Below are 16,162 nucleotides of genomic sequence, written 5' to 3'. Positions count from 1 at the left end.
ATTTATTTTCAAAAAACCTTTTAAAATAAACCTATAAAATTCTAGCTAAAATCTAATTTAATCTACACTATATTTTAAGAGTTATACACTATATTTTTAAACTATATAAATAATAAATAAATAATAATCGAAAAAATTACTAAAAATACTTACAAATATGATATTATTAATTGATTAATAAAATAGAAAATTTTTCATGAAAGGTAAGATAATAATGGATTTTAAGAGCTTAGGAATTAGCGAAAATACTATAAATATTATAAAAACATCAGGAATAACAACACCTACACCTATACAAAAAGAAAGTATCCCCTTAATAAAATCAGGAAAAGATGTCATAGCCGAAGCGCAGACTGGGACAGGTAAAACACTGGCTTTCCTGCTTCCGATATTTGAGAATATATCATTAGATGTAGATGATATACAAGTACTTGTACTGTCTCCAACTAGAGAACTTGCTATTCAAATAACAGAAGAAGCTATAAAACTTAAAGAATCTAAGGATATAAATATTCTAGCAGCTTATGGTGGAAAAGACATTGGTTCTCAGATAAAAAAACTAAAAGGAAATATTCATATGATTATAGCTACACCAGGTAGACTTCTAGACCACTTAAATAGAAAAACAATTGACCTTAGCAAATTAAAAACTTTTGTTTTAGATGAAGCAGACCAAATGTTGCTTATGGGATTTAAAAATGAAGTTGAAGCTATTTTAAAAGAAACTTCAAATAAAAAACAGACATTATGCTTTTCTGCAACTATGGATTCTCAAGTTAAAAAATTAGCTTATAGATATACAAAAAATCCTGTTGTTGTTTCTATTGAAAAAGAAGAAATTACTCTTACTAATATAAAGCAGGAAGTAGTAGAAACTACAGATAGAAAGAAATTAGATGCTTTATGCAGTGTTTTAAATGAAGACAATCCTTTTATGGCTATAATATTCTGTAGAACTAAAAGAAGAGTTGACAACCTTGAAGAGGCTCTTGCTATACGAGGATATAATTGTCAAAAGTTGCATAGTGATATTGCACAATCAAAGCGAGAAAGAATAATGAAATCATTTAGAAATTTAGAAATACAATATTTAATAGCCACAGATGTAGCTTCTCGAGGTCTTGATATATCTGGAGTAAGTCACATATATAATTACGATTTACCAGAAACGCCTGAAGACTATATTCATCGTATTGGTAGAACTGGTAGAGCTGGAGAACAGGGTTATACTTGTGCTTTTATTGACCCTAAAAATGAGAGAATGTTAAGTGAAATTGAAACAGCTATAGAATCTAAAATTAATAGAAGAATTATAGAATTATAATATATAAGGCAACTATCAAATAATAAAACATATTTTCAATATTTATTGTATAAATAAAGACAGTATAAATAAAAATTGAATAAAGTCATAAATAAAAATGTATGCGTACTTATCCTAGATAAATTCACATACATTTTTATATTTTACTTTATTTTCATATCATTTCATTTTAATAATATTGTTAACATCATTTTAAATTTTTTCTGCTATTAATATTATATTAATTTTTCACTTAAATCATCATTAATGAATCTTTTCTAGACCATCTTTTTATACTTAAACTACTAATTTATACTATAAATTCTCAACATTCTCATCTAAATCAGCTGGCCACTTAGCCTCTGGATGTTCTTTTGCAAATTTCTTATTCTTATAGTGACCTAATGTTAGAAAAGGTATAACTATAGTGAATAGACCAAGATAGCCACAATACCCATATCCATACTTAACTATGTTACTTAACCCTGTCAAAGATATAAGCATTGATACTATCATTATTGCACATGCTGTAAATACTCTTCTTTTCATTTTTGAAGAAAGGAAAGAAAGTGCTTTATGGTCTTCAAATCTATTTACAAGACCAAATATTGTAGTTACTCCTGTAGACATCAAACAAAGGAATAGTGCTACATTATAAATTATGTATATAGTGTTATTTCCAGATTGACCTGCAACATAAAGAGTAGGAAGAGTTGTTTGCCCAGCAGCAGTAAATTCTCTATACCATCCCATTAACATAGTTACAGCAAGCCCCAACGCAACTGCATTCATAACAAATGAAACTAGCATTGCTTTAGTAGCTTCTTTGGAATTTTTAAGAAGTGGTCTTGAACAGCTTGCAAGTGTAGGTATAACAACTGATTGGAATCCTGCATAAATAAGAGTATTAAGTATTGGCTTAAAGTATCCAGGTGTGAAGCTCGTTTTATTTGAAAATATTTCAGATATTTCTGGTACCTTAGCTTTTATACCCACTATGAAAATAGTAAGAGTACATACTAATATAGCTATTGTCATTGCTGTTGCTGCTTTAGATACAAGCATAGCTCCAAATATAGTAAAAACAAGAAGTACAATTCCGATAATAAAGACAGCTATAAAATAATTAATTCCTATACTTTGGAAAACTGCTGCTGCACCTGCTATAACAGCACTTACAGCTATTAAAACCATTAAATAATAATATATCTCCCATATTATTTCAAGCTTTGGATATGGATTCCAAAGTTCACAAAATAAGTCCTTATAATTCTTACAATTATTATTATTATACATTATAATAACTTCTCTCATAGTGGCAGTAAGTATAATCATTGCTAAAATTGCCATGAGTGGTGCAATCCATCCATATTGCACATAATACTGTGTTTCTTGATTACCTGTAGCAAACCCTCCACCTGCATGCGAACTAAAAAGAACACTTGCAACTCCAAATATAGCTAGAATAGAGCCTGTTGCTTTTGCTTTTTTTACATTTTTTTGCATAAAATCATCCTCTCTAGAAATAATAGTAAAAATTTATAATTTAACATACATTTGACAAAAGAATAACATTTTTGTCAAGTTAATTCAACCATAATTTTTCTAAAAATTTACAATTTTAGTTTTTTTATTTCTAATTAGGTAAATTTTATATATTTATTTTATTATTATGAATTAATAATATTTTTATATCTTGTTATTTTATATGAAATCGTTTTTACAGTGTTAAATTTTTTACAAATCAATTTCTATAATTAGAAAATACTTAACATACCTATAATGGTCATAATTATTTATTACTGTATTTGCGTTCTTATTGAAATCATTAAGATTTATATATAAAAATAAATTTATATTTAAAATAATATTGTATTTAGATAAACTAATTTAATTTATTTCTCTTATATCATTATTATTAATACATGATATAATTATCTACTAATGAAAATACTAAATAATTAAAAATAACTCTTCTTTCAACAAATTAATACTATACATTTCTATTTATCTTAAAATAAATACATAATATAAAAAAGATACTTTCTTTTAGAAAGTATCTTTTTGCTTTTAATTTATACACCTGTAGTTGTTGTTAATTCCCTTAATTTTTTTAAATAAAATTTATTTTTCCAAACTCATTATTAATATACTATATATTTATGGTTAATCCTACTCCAACTTCATTTACATTTAACATTTCATTCATCTTGGCTTTTGCCTTAAAAGAAACACAGTGACAAGGATACAACATTTTTATTTCTTCTTTTTTTAAATATTGAATAGTACTATCTAGTCTATCATCCAATTCAAAAAGATGAAAACCACCCAAGATTCCAGCAATTCTATCATCACCACATAATTTTTTGGCATACTCCACTATATTACAAATTCCACTATGAGAACATCCTGTAACAATAAAAACACCTTTATCGGTCTTACATGCTATAGCTGAATCATCTAAAACATAATCATCCTCCCATAAATCTTCTGATTTATATTTTCCTATTTTAGCTCTTTTTTCAAAATTATTTACAGATGGAATCTCTCCTAAGAATATACAATTTTCACTTATCTTAAAAGGTTTGTTAGTTGGTTCATACATAAAAGTATTTCTAACTTTCTCAATAGAAAATGGTGCTCCTATATTATCCTCCCCACATTTTTTAGGTTCAAAACAATTAGGGTGTGCTATAAGTTTAACTTTAGATAAATCATATTTATTTTCTAAAAATTGAATACCCCTTGTATGGTCATTATGTCCATGAGAAAAAATAATATGAGTCAAGTCACCTAAATCTATATCCATTTTTTCAGCATTTGATATAAATATTTCTGAATATCCTGCATCAAATAAAATTCTATTTCCATCAATTTCAATATAGTAACTAACTGCTGGTTCTCCAACAAAGTATCTATCAATATATGTATTATTATCAACGAGAACTTGTATCTGCATTTTTTCCATACTAATCACTCCTTAAATTGTTGTTTAGTTTAATAGTACGATATTACAAGGTATTTTACAATTTAATCTCTCCAATTTTCACATTAAAAAAGAGAATTCTATAATATAAAATTCTCTTTTTATAAAATCTATTTTCTTTTATAAACTCATATTTTTAAATAGTTTTCTTTATAAAATTTATACATGTTGTATATTCGTATAATTTGATATTTCAGAGTTAACTGTATATAAATCATCAACGCTCAAATCATGTATATCTTTATGACCAGAAATTCTAGCAAAAGTCTTAAGTTCTTCTAGACTAACATTTAAGAAATTTGCCACTCTATTTGCACTATTTTCTATATGTAATCTTTTTCTTAACTCCTCATCTTGAGTAGCTACTCCTACAGGACACTTACCAGAACCACATATACGATATTGTTGACACGCTGCTGCCATAAGTGCAGAACTAGCAATAGCAATTGCATCAGCTCCCATAGCTATAGCCTTAGCAAAGTCAGTAGATATACGAAGCCCACCTGTTATAACTAAATCTATATCTAATCCATGTGTATCTATGTATTTTCTAGCACGATAAAGAGCAAATATTGTTGGAACTGAAGTTGCATCCTTAAGTAACTTTGGACTTGCTCCAGTAGCTCCACCACGTCCATCAATAGTCATAAAATCAGGTTTAGCATAAGCTATAAATTCCATATCTTTCTCAATGTGTCCTGCTGAAATTTTAATACCAATTGGACGTCCTTCTGAAACTTCTCTAAGTTCATCTACAAGTTTCTTTAAGTCTTCTTTTGATTGTATTTCTTCAAAACAAGATGGGCTTATAACATCTTGCCCCACAGGTTTATTTCTAACTTTTGCAATTTCTTCAGTTACTTTTTCACCAGGAAGATGACCTCCCATTCCAGGCTTTGTTCCCTGACCAATTTTTATCTCTATAGCATCAGAATTTTTAAGATTTTCTTCAGTTACACTATATTTATTTGGTACATATTCAAAAATATACTTATATGAAGCTTCCTTTTCTTCTGGTAATATACCACCTTCACCACTACACATAGCTGTTTTATTTTTAGCTGCACCTTTTGCTAAAGCTATTTTTAACTCTTTAGACAAAGCTCCAAATGACATGTGAGAAATATAAACTGGATTTTCTATTACCATAGGCTTTTTTGCTTTTTTTCCTATTATCGTTGTTGTATTTACTTCATCATGTTCATTTAGCGGTAATGGATTTAATTGAGCTCCCATAATTAAAATATCATCCCAAGAAATTACTGGTAGTTTAGTTTTCATAGGCTCTATTATAGACTTTCCTGTAACAGCCATTTCATGAATTATATCCATATGTTGTTCAACTTCATCATCTCTTCTTAAATATGTATTTAAATAATTTAAATCGCCTGTTTTTTCACTACTCACATCAGATTTTTCTTGAACAGATGCTTCTATTTTATTTTCTTTCTTTTCTTCACCTTCAAAATACACTGTACTTATTTTTCCAAAATAACTACGACCCTTTGTACATACAGGACATGTCCAGTCTTCACTTAACTCATCCCATGTTTTATCATTTTTAGATTCATCATAAATATATCCACAAACACTACATTTATAAATTGACATATTATTTTCTCCTTATACGCTATTAATCTCAAAATAAATTAAGATTTGAGATTATATAAATTTATAGGAGGCTATTTTTATAGAAATAAATTTCTATTTTTTAGCCTCCTTTTTAATTCAGTTTATTTAAATATTACAATTCAGCTTTCCATAATCCATGTAAATTACAATAAGCATATGCAGATATTACTTTATCGTCATCATTCAAAGCAAATTTAACTACAGGTTCTCCATCTACTGCTAGACATTTACGTTGACCACCTTGTTCAGTCATAAGATACACCCATGCTATATGATGTTCTTTAGTCATTGGATGAGCAACACTACTCACTTTAACAGTAACATTATTTCCATCTACTTCAATCACAGGCACATGTTTTTCAACTGCTGCATCTGTTGTATTAGGAACAAGCTCTTTCATAGGCTTTCCACAACAGAAAACAGGAACACCTGCACTGTGTATCATCCCTATAAGATTACCACAAGTCTCACATATAAAAAATCTTTTTTCACTACACATAAACTCACCTCATTAATTATTTTTAGAATTTGAAAAGTTAACCTACTTGACTACACTTTCTACAATTATTACAAATCCCTTTAAAACTTATGTTATAAGATGTTATTTTTATGTCTGTTTCTTCTGATATTGATTCTTTTAAATTGCTAAGAATTTCAGATTCTAAATCGTACACCTCTCCACATACTTCACATATAATATGATAGTGATTTTCTATTCTACCATCAAATCTATCTGGATTTCCTGGAATACTAACTTTTTTTATAAAACCATGTTCTGTTAGCTGAGCTAAATTTCTATACACAGTCCCTAAGCTTAAACTCGGATTATCTTTTTTTAGACTTTCATACAAACAATCAGCAGTAGGATGAACTGGATTATTTAATATTTCATTTAAAATTAGTTCTCTTTGTTTAGAAAATTTCATAGTTAACATTCCTTTTTAATTATAATAATTTTTAATAGTTTTCAGCTTTTATATTGAAATAAGCTTTTGGATGGTCACATACAGGGCATTTTTCTGGTGCTTCAGTACCTACATACACATGACCACAGTTTTGACATTGCCAAACAACTTCTTCTTCTCTTTTAAATATTTTTCCTTCATTTAGGTTTTCTAAAAGTTTTAAGTATCTTTCTTCATGTTCTTTTTCTATTCTTCCAACAGCTTCAAATAAATAAGCTATTTTGTCAAATCCTTCTTCTCTAGCTTCTTTAGCAAATGTTGCATACATGTCAGTCCACTCATAATTTTCACCTGCTGCTGCATCTTTTAAATTTTCTTCTGTTGAAGGCATTCCATCATGTAAAAGTTTAAACCATAGTTTTGCATGTTCTTTTTCATTGTTAGCAGTTTCCTCAAATATAGCAGCTATTTGATTGTAACCTTCTTTTTTAGCTTTTGATGCATAGTATGTATATTTATTTCTTGCTTCTGATTCCCCTGCAAATCCTGCCATTAAATTCTTTTCTGTTTTAGTTCCTTTTAAGTTCATAATTAATTCCTCCCTTTTTAATAATAGTAATGATTACTATTTCTATATTTATATAGTATATTAATTTCCACATTTTGTCAACTATATATAATATTATTTTTTTTATTTAAATATTCTCATTTTCTAATATATTATTTAACATATAATTTTTAGAATTATATTCTGTATATAAATTTGGTATCAGTTCTGGATAAAATGTTTCTACAAACTTAACCCAAACTGGACAGCAACTTGTAAATTTAGTGATTTATCATTCTTTGTTATAAGCTATATTAATTCAGATGCTTCTTCCATAATGGTTAAATCAGCTGAAAATGTAGTATCAAATACATAATCTGCCCCTAATTTTCTTAAAGCAGAAACCATCTTTTCTTCAACATATATTCATCCCTAAGTATTGCAGGATTGTCCTTTTCAATAGGAATTCTAACTTCAGTAAATGAGTGTTTCATCTAAATATTGTCTAATAACAAATATAATTTAATCCTCAATATTAAAAAAGCTTCAAGTAAATACTATTTACTTGAAGCTTTTCCTATATTTTTAAGATTAATTTAAATCTATTAAAATTTCATTTACTATAGATTTTGCATCACTTATTATATATTTTGGTTCGACCTCATAAAACTCCCTATCTATAAATCTATCAATCTTTTCTATACCCTCTATAGAATCACTTGTAACAAATAACACTATAGATGCATCTTCTATATCATACATAGAAAGTTCATTTTTTATACTTCCATCGTTTTGAATTTCATAAACTAAGTCAAACCCTAAAATATTTGCAGCTTCTTTAAGAGAATTTGAACTTTTTTCACTTTCACAAACTGCTGCTATTTTTTTATTCATATTTCAGATACCTCACTAATTCTACTCCGGTACAATCATTACTATACACTTTGCTTGTTTAACTACACTTGCTGTTACTGAACCTATCATTCTTGTTAGACCTTTTTTAGTAGATTTTGTCATAACTATAATATCTACATTATCTTCTTTTGCTTTTCTAATTATTTCATCTCCTGGATAACCAAAAGTAAAATGAACTTTAACATCATACTCTCCCATTATCTCTGCTGCTCTGTCCAGGATTCGTCTTCCTAAGTTCTCAGAATTCTTTATCTCTTCAGCTAGGGATATGCCATCAATAAATACTAGTTCTTTTACATTCATTATTTCCACTTCGACTTCATCTTTTTTGAATATTCCTTGTATAAATTCCAAAGAATGCATACTTCTTTCTGTTCCATCAATTGGTACTAATATTTTCTTTTTATTCATGTCACATCTTCCTTTCTTACGTTAGAATAATTAAGTAAAATATATATTTTAAGCTATAAAAATATATAATAAATCTTTACTCTAGGAATTAATAATAAATATTAATAATATATATAATAATTTTAATATTTATTATTGTGTTAATTTTATAATATTTAGCTAATAGTGTCAATGAACAAAATTGTAATTAAAAAAATAAAGGGTATTAAACTGTAAAAGCATTTTCTCTCAACAAATCCCTTAAAATTTCCTCTGGAACAGGTTTAGAAAAATAATACCCTTGTAAATATTCACAATTCATAGACTTTAAATCTTTAGCGTATTCAATGGTTTCAACACCTTCTGCTACAGCTTTCATATTTAATTTATTTATAAGAGATATAATAGTTTCAACTGTGAGTTTATGCTTACTATCTTCATTCATAGACCAAATCAGACTCTTATCTAACTTAATTACTGAAAATGGTAAGGAAAGCATATTAGTAACTCCAGAATAACCTATCCCAAAATCGTCAAGTGCAAATTTAACCCCTAAAGTAATTAATTTTTCCATTGTCTCTCTAATTATATTAAATGAACCTGATGCCACAGTTTCTGTAATTTCAAGTTTAAATTTATTTGGTGACACTTTGTATTTTTTCATAATATCAAACAAATCATCAGCCAAATTCTTTTGCATGCATTGTACTACAGAAAGATTGACAGCTATGGTATCTAACTTTAAATCTTCAAAATCATCACTAGCTATAAATTTACATACCTTCTCAAAAACCACTAACCCAATTGAATTAATAAGACCTGTCTGCTCTGCAATTGGTATAAATTCATCTGGTGGTATAAACCCTAACTCTTTATGTTCTAGCCTAATCAAAGCCTCTGCTAAAGCAAATCTATCTTTACTAGTAGAAAATATAGGCTGATAATATACATCAAAGCCATCATTTTCTAGAGCTTCTTTCAAACAATTTTTTATTATATGTTTTTTCTTTATCTTTTCACTTATAGATGCATCTGCATAAATAACTTGTCTTGATTCAGAGCGTTTTGCTTCATGTATAGAGAAATCAATTGCAACTATAACATCTTCTGTCGTTTCAGCATTTTCTGGAAAAGAAACAACTGCAATACTAGTTGATAAGTTAAAACTTATCTCTTCTATTAGCCATGCTTTTTTAAATCTTTCTTCTATCTGTTTAGTAATTTTCTCTGGAGATATACCTAACTGGCTATTAACAACAATAGAAAATATATCTCCTCCTATTCTATACACATGATTTACATCATGAATATGAATCAAATATTTACCAACCTCTTTTAATGCAATATCTCCATTTTTAGTTCCAAAGGTTTCATTCATAAATTTGAAATCATCAAGAGCAATTGTAATGATAAATCCTGATTGTTCAGTATTTATATTTAAATCTAGTTCTTGAATAAAGGATTGTCTATTAAGTACACCAGTAAGGTCATCAATGATAAGACCTCTATTCTGCATGGAGAGATATGTCAAGAGCAAACTACATGCACATGCTGTTCCTGTAAGAAGATACTGTAAAAAAATTGCCTGCAAAATAATTGCTATAATTGAAACTATGAGAAAACCTCTAATAGCCCATATTTTAGATTCATGCATTGCTTTTTTGTATTTAAAAGATAAAAATGCCGAATATATTGCATAAAAGAAAAATGATAAAAAAGTTGCAGCATATCCATAACCACGTACATAACCTGTTTCTTTTGACAGTCCAAATAAAATGTGTGTAAAAGGATTAGTTATAGATAGAATCATACAAATTATAAGTGGTATAGATAAAAATAAAAGCTTTTTTTTCATATATCTAATATCTTGATAAATAATAGCCATGACATAAAATAATACAAGAGCCGCTGGTATTGGCAATAAAAATAAATATATTTGATTCAATGAAGCAGTTAAAAAAATTGGAAGTTTGTCTATATTATTTAGACAAAGTGAGCCTAAAACATTTGAAATTATGAATAAAAATGAACAAATTAAAAGTGCACAATATATTTTATTTTGTAAAGTAGGTATAAATTTACTTTTAAAAAAGTATACCATCAAAAAAATAACTATAATTGCAGAAAAAATTTCATATTCTATATGCCATACCATAAACTTACCTCACTATTATCGTTTAATTTTATCTATTTTATTTAATATAATATGTTTACAATCATATTATAATTCATATTGATAGCATATTGAGTAATTTTATGGAAAATTTTTATTTGTATACAATTTTTACCTTAAATCCCCATTAAAACATTAAACTTATTTCAAGCATTGTTATGTATATAGAAATTAAGCAAATAATTCTTTTGCTTTTGTAGCAATTCTTTCTCCAAATATTACAGCTTTTTCGTCTTGTATTTCTGGTCCTTCAATTGAATGTACATGTCCTAAATGTATAAATGGTTTTCCTAAAGAGCCACCTCCAGAGTACACAAGCATTCCCTTAACCATTAAATGCCCTACTATAGTAAGAATTGCTACATCAGGACCTCCACAGACATAGTCACATGTAGCAAAAACTGCTCCCAACTTGCCAGCTAGATTTATCTTTTTTGAATCCTCATCAAACCATTTTTTTACTTCCCAAGTTGTATTAGCTAAATATGTTGGTGTTCCAAATATTACTGCTTTACTTTCATTTAAATACTCTGTATCAATACTATCTAATCTCATAAGTCTAACTTCTATTCCGTCTACCTTTTTAGCACCATCTTCTATTAACTTAGCTACCCTTTCTGTGTTTCCACTTCTTGTTTGATACAATATTGTAATTTTCAATTTCAATCCCTCCTTAATGTGTAATAAAAATAATTTATTATATGTCAAATTATAGCACTTATTTTACTATCCTACAAAGAACTATCCAATTATTATTTAATTAACTATTTTATATTAAAAAATCCCCAAACTCACCTTTAACTTATTTATTTCAATCTCAACTATATCTGATATATCTTCAAAAGACATGCCTCTATCATGAAGTTTTCCTGCAATTTTGATTTTTGCATTTTCTTCTCCTTTTTTAATCAAAGCTCTATTTTCTTTTTCTATTACATTTCTAACGTATCTTTTTGCAAATGGCTCATTGCCATCGCATAAAACTTTATATTTTTCTTTATCTCCTTTGACAAAACTAAGAGCTCTTTTATCTTGTTTAACAGCCTCTGTGCAAATTTCTTCTGTTTGTTCTTTCACAAATTTTAGAGCCATTCCATATTGTCTCACTGCTTTCAAGCATATTCCAACAGTCTGTTCCTTTACAAATTCTAAAGCCATACCGTTTTGTCTTACAGCTCTTAGACATATTGTTTCTGTCTGATTTTTTACAAACTTCAAATCAAGCCCATTTTGTCTTACTGCTTCCATACATATTTCTTCTGTCTGATTTTCCACCCATTTTAGGTTATAACTACATTGTTTAACTGCTTCCATACATATTTTATCTGTTTGATTTTTTACCCTTGCTAATCCAAATTCACTATTTCTAACTGCTTCTATACATATTTCTTCTGTTTGCTCTTTTACAAATGCTAAAGCTGTACCATTTTTTTCAACAGCTCTTAAACATAATTCTTCTGTCTGATTTTCTATATATTTTAATGCTGTTCCATCTTGACTAAGTGCTAACATACATATTTCTTCTGTTGGATCTTCAACAAATTCTAACATTCTCCAATCTTGCTTGACTGCTTCTATACATATTTTTTCTGTTTGATTATCAACACACTTTATTGCATTACAATTTTGTTTAACAGCCTCCAGACATATCTTTTCTGTTTGATTTTTTATGTATATTAAATTTAATCCATTTTGCTTTACTATTTCTAAATACTCATCTTCTGTTTTATTGTCAAAGTCATCATTATCTATTGATTCAAATATATCATTTTTATTCTCTTGCATATTTTAAGTTCACTCCTTATAAATTTTATAAAATTCAATAAATTTACTATCATTTTTATTTTATCAAATAATATAAGAATTTTTCAGTCTTGTTTTTTTTTATAAAATCATTTGTGTGTTAAAAAATAAATTAATTGCTTTAATTCCAGTATACAATACCCAAAATATGTGGTATATTTTAACTATAATATATTTTTATATATTACAGTTGAGATATTTAAAGTTAAATTTATATAAAATACCTTTATTTATATATCATCTTTATTTATATATCATTTAGATTGGATATATTTTTTATTTTCTTTTTTAGTTTTTCGGGTTAGTAAGGGGTTAGTAATTTAGATTTTCATAGGAAATTATTTTTAAAATTAGTTTTTATTTATAGCTAATTTATTTATGTTGTAATTAAATAAAACTAAATATAATTTAAATAATTCCTTGAGATAAATTTAATAAAACTTAGAGTCCTTATCTAAGCTTAAAATACTAAAATTATTAGGAGGATATAAATTATGGACCAAATTAAGCGCTTACACGAATTGCAACAAAAGTCATACTTAACTAAAGAAGAATTTGAGGAGTTAAAAAACAACACATATATTGAAAAATTTGAATTGAGAGATGAATGTGACAACTCTTATATTTATAATTTTTACACTAATGATAAATGTAATGATATAAAATTTATAAAATCACAATTTATTGTTACTCTTATAAAAAACGGTTTTTTATGTGATTGTGGTGGTGTATTTAGACAAAAGAAAATAGTTGATGAATATGATTACGGATATAATGCTATATATAAATGTGATTCTTGTGGAAAAGAACTTGATAAAGAAGTGGAAAATTATGATTAAATAATAAGATAAATATTTTAAAACATTTTTTATAAATATTAAATAAAGTAAAAATCACTCTAATTTTGAACTATACCCACTGTTTTATACAGTTAAAACAGTGGGTATAGTTCACTGTATAAGGGTGATTTTTTGTGTGCCTAAATCTTAATTCAAGTCATCTTAATTGTTTAATTCAATTTCATACTTTTTTATTTTCTTATACAAAAGACTTTTGTGTATTCCCATAACCTCTGCTGCCTTGGAACATTTCCAATTGTACTTCCTTAATACATCAATAATTAAACTCTTCTCATAATTTTCAACCATTTCATGAATTGAGCAATTACTATCCACATTACATTGAGCTACTCTGCTTATATTATCCATTTTAGATGGAAGGTCACACATCATAATGACCATATCATCACTTACAGCATAAGCACTTTTTATTACATTTTGCAGTTCTCTTATATTTCCTGGCCAAATATAGTTAATAAAACAATTTTTAACTTTATCACTTAAAACCTTCAATTCCTTATATTCAACATTCAATTTATTTAGTATATAATTTGCTAACAATAAAATATCATCTTGTCTGTCCTTTAATTCCATCATATGAATATTTATTACATTTAACCTATAGTATAAATCTTCTCTAAATAATCCCTCTTCAACCATTTTACTTAAATTCTTTCTTGTAGCAGAGATTACTCTTACATCTATTTTTATAGTTTTAAGACCTCCAACTGGTTCTATTTCACTTTCCTGAAGAACTCTTAAAAGTTTTGCTTGCATGGTCAAAGGCATGTCACCTATTTCATCTAAGAAGATTGTGCCATTATTTGCAACTAAAAACTTACCTTTTTTGCCTCCTTTTTTTGCTCCTGTAAAAGCTCCTTCGTCATACCCAAATAGCTCTGATTCTAATAGTTCTTCTGGTATTGCAGCACAGTTTATACTAACCATAGGCTTGTCTGCTCTACTGCTATTATTGTGAATTGCTCTAGCAAAGACTTCTTTACCTGTACCTGTTTCACCTGTTAAAAGCACTGAGAAGTTCGTTTTAGAAGCTTTCATACCTGTTTTCTTAAGTTCTATGAAATCTCTATTTTCACCTATGAGCTTGTCAAAACTACATTTATCCTTGAACTGTTCTTTATAATATTGGAGTTCCATATATTCTGACATTAACTTTTTAGCTACATCAAAGGATTGTAATCTAAATTTAACTTGAGCTACCCCTGCAACTACTTCTCCATTATCATTCTCCACATAAGACCTACTTACTATTACACTTTTTTCTTTTGTTTTTCCACCTGAGTAATGGTGTATAGCTCCTTCTTCACAATATTTATCTCTCATAATATCTAACATTTTTGTATTTGGTATAATACTTTGTATATTGTGTCCTATTATATCGTCTCTTTCTTTCCCTAAGAAGTCACAATATTTATCGTTAATATCTATGATTACTCCATCTTTATTTACAACAATAAAACCATCATCAGTCATGGATAATACTCTTGCAAATATATCCTTATACCAGTGCTCTTTCATTGTTTCATCCCTCCACTATAACCTTCAGCAAAAATAATAAGTCTTACAATACAATATTATAAGACTTACCATTCTATATATTCAATGTTTTCTAGAAGTTACCTATTTAATGATTCTATCATTTCAGGTAGAATTTCATATAAATCCCCTACAATTCCATAGTCACATATACTGAAAATAGGTGCCTTTGAATCTTTATTTATAGCAACTATATATTTAGAATCACTCATACCTGCTAAATGCTGTATTGCTCCAGATATCCCGCACGCAATGTATAACTCTGGTCTAACAGTAGTTCCTGTTTGTCCCACTTGATGAGAATGTTCTATCCACCCTGAATCTACTGCCGCTCTTGAAGCACCAATTTCTGCCCCCAATTTATCAGCTAATTCTTTTATTAGTTCAAATCCTTCTGCCCTCTTTAATCCTCTTCCTGCTGATACTATTATTCTAGCATCAGTTAGATTTATAGATTTCTTTTCTTTTGGAAGAATTTCTACTAATCTAGTTCTAATCATTTTTTCATTAAGTTCTGGAGTAACAACCTCTAAAACTCCAGTCTTTGATTCAGTTCTTACAGCTTTTGCCATAACACCTGGTCGAACTGTTGACATCTGTGGTCTATTTTTTGGACAAACAATAGTAGCCATTAAATTTCCACCAAAGGCTGGTCTTGTTTGTAATAACTTATTATCTGTTGAATCTATTTCAAGTTTTGTACAGTCAGCAGTTAGACCTGTTCCAACTTTACCTGCAATTCTAGGTGCGATATCTCTTCCTATAGAAGTAGCTCCAACTAGTACAACCTCTGGCTTTTTCTCTTCAATTAAACCTGCAATTGAAATTGCATATCCATCAGTTGTGAAATCTTTAAGAAGAGGGTCGTTGATATAATAAGCTTTATCAACACTATAGTGAAGTAACTCCTTTACTTCTTTCTCTACTTCATATCCAGCTATTACAACTGCAAGCTCTTTTCCTAATTGGTCAGCAAGCTTTCTTCCTTCACCAATAAGTTCTATAGTAACAGGATTTATTTTACCTTCCCTTTGCTCTCCTATTACCCAAACACCATTATAATCATTTAAATTTATACCTTGATTAACTTTTGCTCTCATCATCTTAACACT

The 16,162-nt window shown here is 28.0% G+C and carries 17 protein-coding genes; 2 read left to right on the top strand and 15 right to left on the bottom strand.

The window, feature by feature from the left end:
* The first annotated feature begins 196 nt into the window (after nt 1-196).
* Nucleotides 197-1,324: a DEAD/DEAH box helicase gene (locus IC175_RS09245; RefSeq protein WP_227863168.1), complete on the top strand. Its 1,128-nt coding sequence runs from the start codon at nt 197-199 to the stop codon at nt 1,322-1,324.
* 294 nt (nt 1,325-1,618) lie between these two features.
* Here IC175_RS09245 and IC175_RS09240 read toward each other — a convergent pair whose 3' ends face one another.
* From IC175_RS09240 to IC175_RS09185, 13 genes are all read right to left on the bottom strand, one after another.
* Nucleotides 1,619-2,809, bottom strand: coding sequence for a hypothetical protein (locus IC175_RS09240; protein ID WP_227433359.1), 1,191 nt, complete (start codon nt 2,807-2,809; stop codon nt 1,619-1,621).
* Between the two features lie 646 nt (nt 2,810-3,455).
* Nucleotides 3,456-4,271, bottom strand: a complete 816-nt coding sequence (locus tag IC175_RS09235) for an MBL fold metallo-hydrolase (protein ID WP_227433360.1) — start codon at nt 4,269-4,271, stop codon at nt 3,456-3,458.
* 177 nt (nt 4,272-4,448) lie between these two features.
* Nucleotides 4,449-5,900: a glutamate synthase-related protein gene (locus IC175_RS09230; protein ID WP_227845558.1), complete on the bottom strand. Its 1,452-nt coding sequence runs from the start codon at nt 5,898-5,900 to the stop codon at nt 4,449-4,451.
* Nucleotides 5,901-6,033: 133 nt separating this feature from the next.
* Nucleotides 6,034-6,420: a desulfoferrodoxin family protein gene (locus IC175_RS09225; RefSeq protein WP_227433362.1), complete on the bottom strand. Its 387-nt coding sequence runs from the start codon at nt 6,418-6,420 to the stop codon at nt 6,034-6,036.
* 37 nt (nt 6,421-6,457) lie between these two features.
* Nucleotides 6,458-6,847, bottom strand: a complete 390-nt coding sequence (locus IC175_RS09220) for a Fur family transcriptional regulator (RefSeq protein WP_227433363.1) — start codon at nt 6,845-6,847, stop codon at nt 6,458-6,460.
* A 31-nt stretch (nt 6,848-6,878) separates the two neighbouring features.
* Complete coding sequence (rbr, locus tag IC175_RS09215; protein ID WP_227433364.1) at nt 6,879-7,415, bottom strand: rubrerythrin; 537 nt, start codon at nt 7,413-7,415, stop codon at nt 6,879-6,881.
* A gap of 106 nt (nt 7,416-7,521) precedes the next feature.
* Nucleotides 7,522-7,662 (bottom strand): [Fe-Fe] hydrogenase large subunit C-terminal domain-containing protein, encoded by a 141-nt coding sequence (locus tag IC175_RS19655; protein WP_413926630.1) that lies wholly within the window; start codon nt 7,660-7,662, stop codon nt 7,522-7,524.
* Between the two features lie 20 nt (nt 7,663-7,682).
* Nucleotides 7,683-7,781 (bottom strand): [Fe-Fe] hydrogenase large subunit C-terminal domain-containing protein, encoded by a 99-nt coding sequence (locus IC175_RS19650; RefSeq protein ID WP_413927123.1) that lies wholly within the window; start codon nt 7,779-7,781, stop codon nt 7,683-7,685.
* 183 nt (nt 7,782-7,964) lie between these two features.
* Complete coding sequence (locus tag IC175_RS09205; RefSeq protein WP_227433365.1) at nt 7,965-8,267, bottom strand: PTS sugar transporter subunit IIBC; 303 nt, start codon at nt 8,265-8,267, stop codon at nt 7,965-7,967.
* Between the two features lie 21 nt (nt 8,268-8,288).
* Nucleotides 8,289-8,699: a universal stress protein gene (locus IC175_RS09200; RefSeq protein ID WP_227433366.1), complete on the bottom strand. Its 411-nt coding sequence runs from the start codon at nt 8,697-8,699 to the stop codon at nt 8,289-8,291.
* Nucleotides 8,700-8,904: 205 nt separating this feature from the next.
* Nucleotides 8,905-10,833, bottom strand: a complete 1,929-nt coding sequence (locus IC175_RS09195) for an EAL domain-containing protein (protein ID WP_227433367.1) — start codon at nt 10,831-10,833, stop codon at nt 8,905-8,907.
* Between the two features lie 189 nt (nt 10,834-11,022).
* Complete coding sequence (locus tag IC175_RS09190; RefSeq protein ID WP_227433368.1) at nt 11,023-11,511, bottom strand: flavodoxin family protein; 489 nt, start codon at nt 11,509-11,511, stop codon at nt 11,023-11,025.
* A gap of 114 nt (nt 11,512-11,625) precedes the next feature.
* On the bottom strand, nt 11,626-12,636 hold the full coding sequence (locus IC175_RS09185) for a DUF4116 domain-containing protein (protein ID WP_227433369.1): 1,011 nt from the start codon (nt 12,634-12,636) through the stop codon (nt 11,626-11,628).
* A gap of 512 nt (nt 12,637-13,148) precedes the next feature.
* Between IC175_RS09185 and IC175_RS09180 the strand changes: the two genes are divergently transcribed.
* Complete coding sequence (locus IC175_RS09180; protein ID WP_227433370.1) at nt 13,149-13,493, top strand: hypothetical protein; 345 nt, start codon at nt 13,149-13,151, stop codon at nt 13,491-13,493.
* A 162-nt stretch (nt 13,494-13,655) separates the two neighbouring features.
* On the opposite strand, the gene IC175_RS09175 is transcribed toward IC175_RS09180, so the two are convergent.
* Both IC175_RS09175 and IC175_RS09170 read right to left on the bottom strand, forming a co-directional pair.
* Nucleotides 13,656-15,032, bottom strand: coding sequence for a sigma-54 interaction domain-containing protein (locus IC175_RS09175; RefSeq protein ID WP_227433371.1), 1,377 nt, complete (start codon nt 15,030-15,032; stop codon nt 13,656-13,658).
* Between the two features lie 98 nt (nt 15,033-15,130).
* Nucleotides 15,131-16,150 (bottom strand): electron transfer flavoprotein subunit alpha/FixB family protein, encoded by a 1,020-nt coding sequence (locus tag IC175_RS09170; RefSeq protein WP_413926925.1) that lies wholly within the window; start codon nt 16,148-16,150, stop codon nt 15,131-15,133.
* Nucleotides 16,151-16,162: the final 12 nt, after the last annotated feature.

Source organism: Clostridioides sp. ES-S-0123-01, assembly GCF_020658415.1.
Classification (GTDB): domain Bacteria; phylum Bacillota; class Clostridia; order Peptostreptococcales; family Peptostreptococcaceae; genus Clostridioides.
This window is presented reverse-complemented; position numbering and strand designations above follow the sequence as displayed.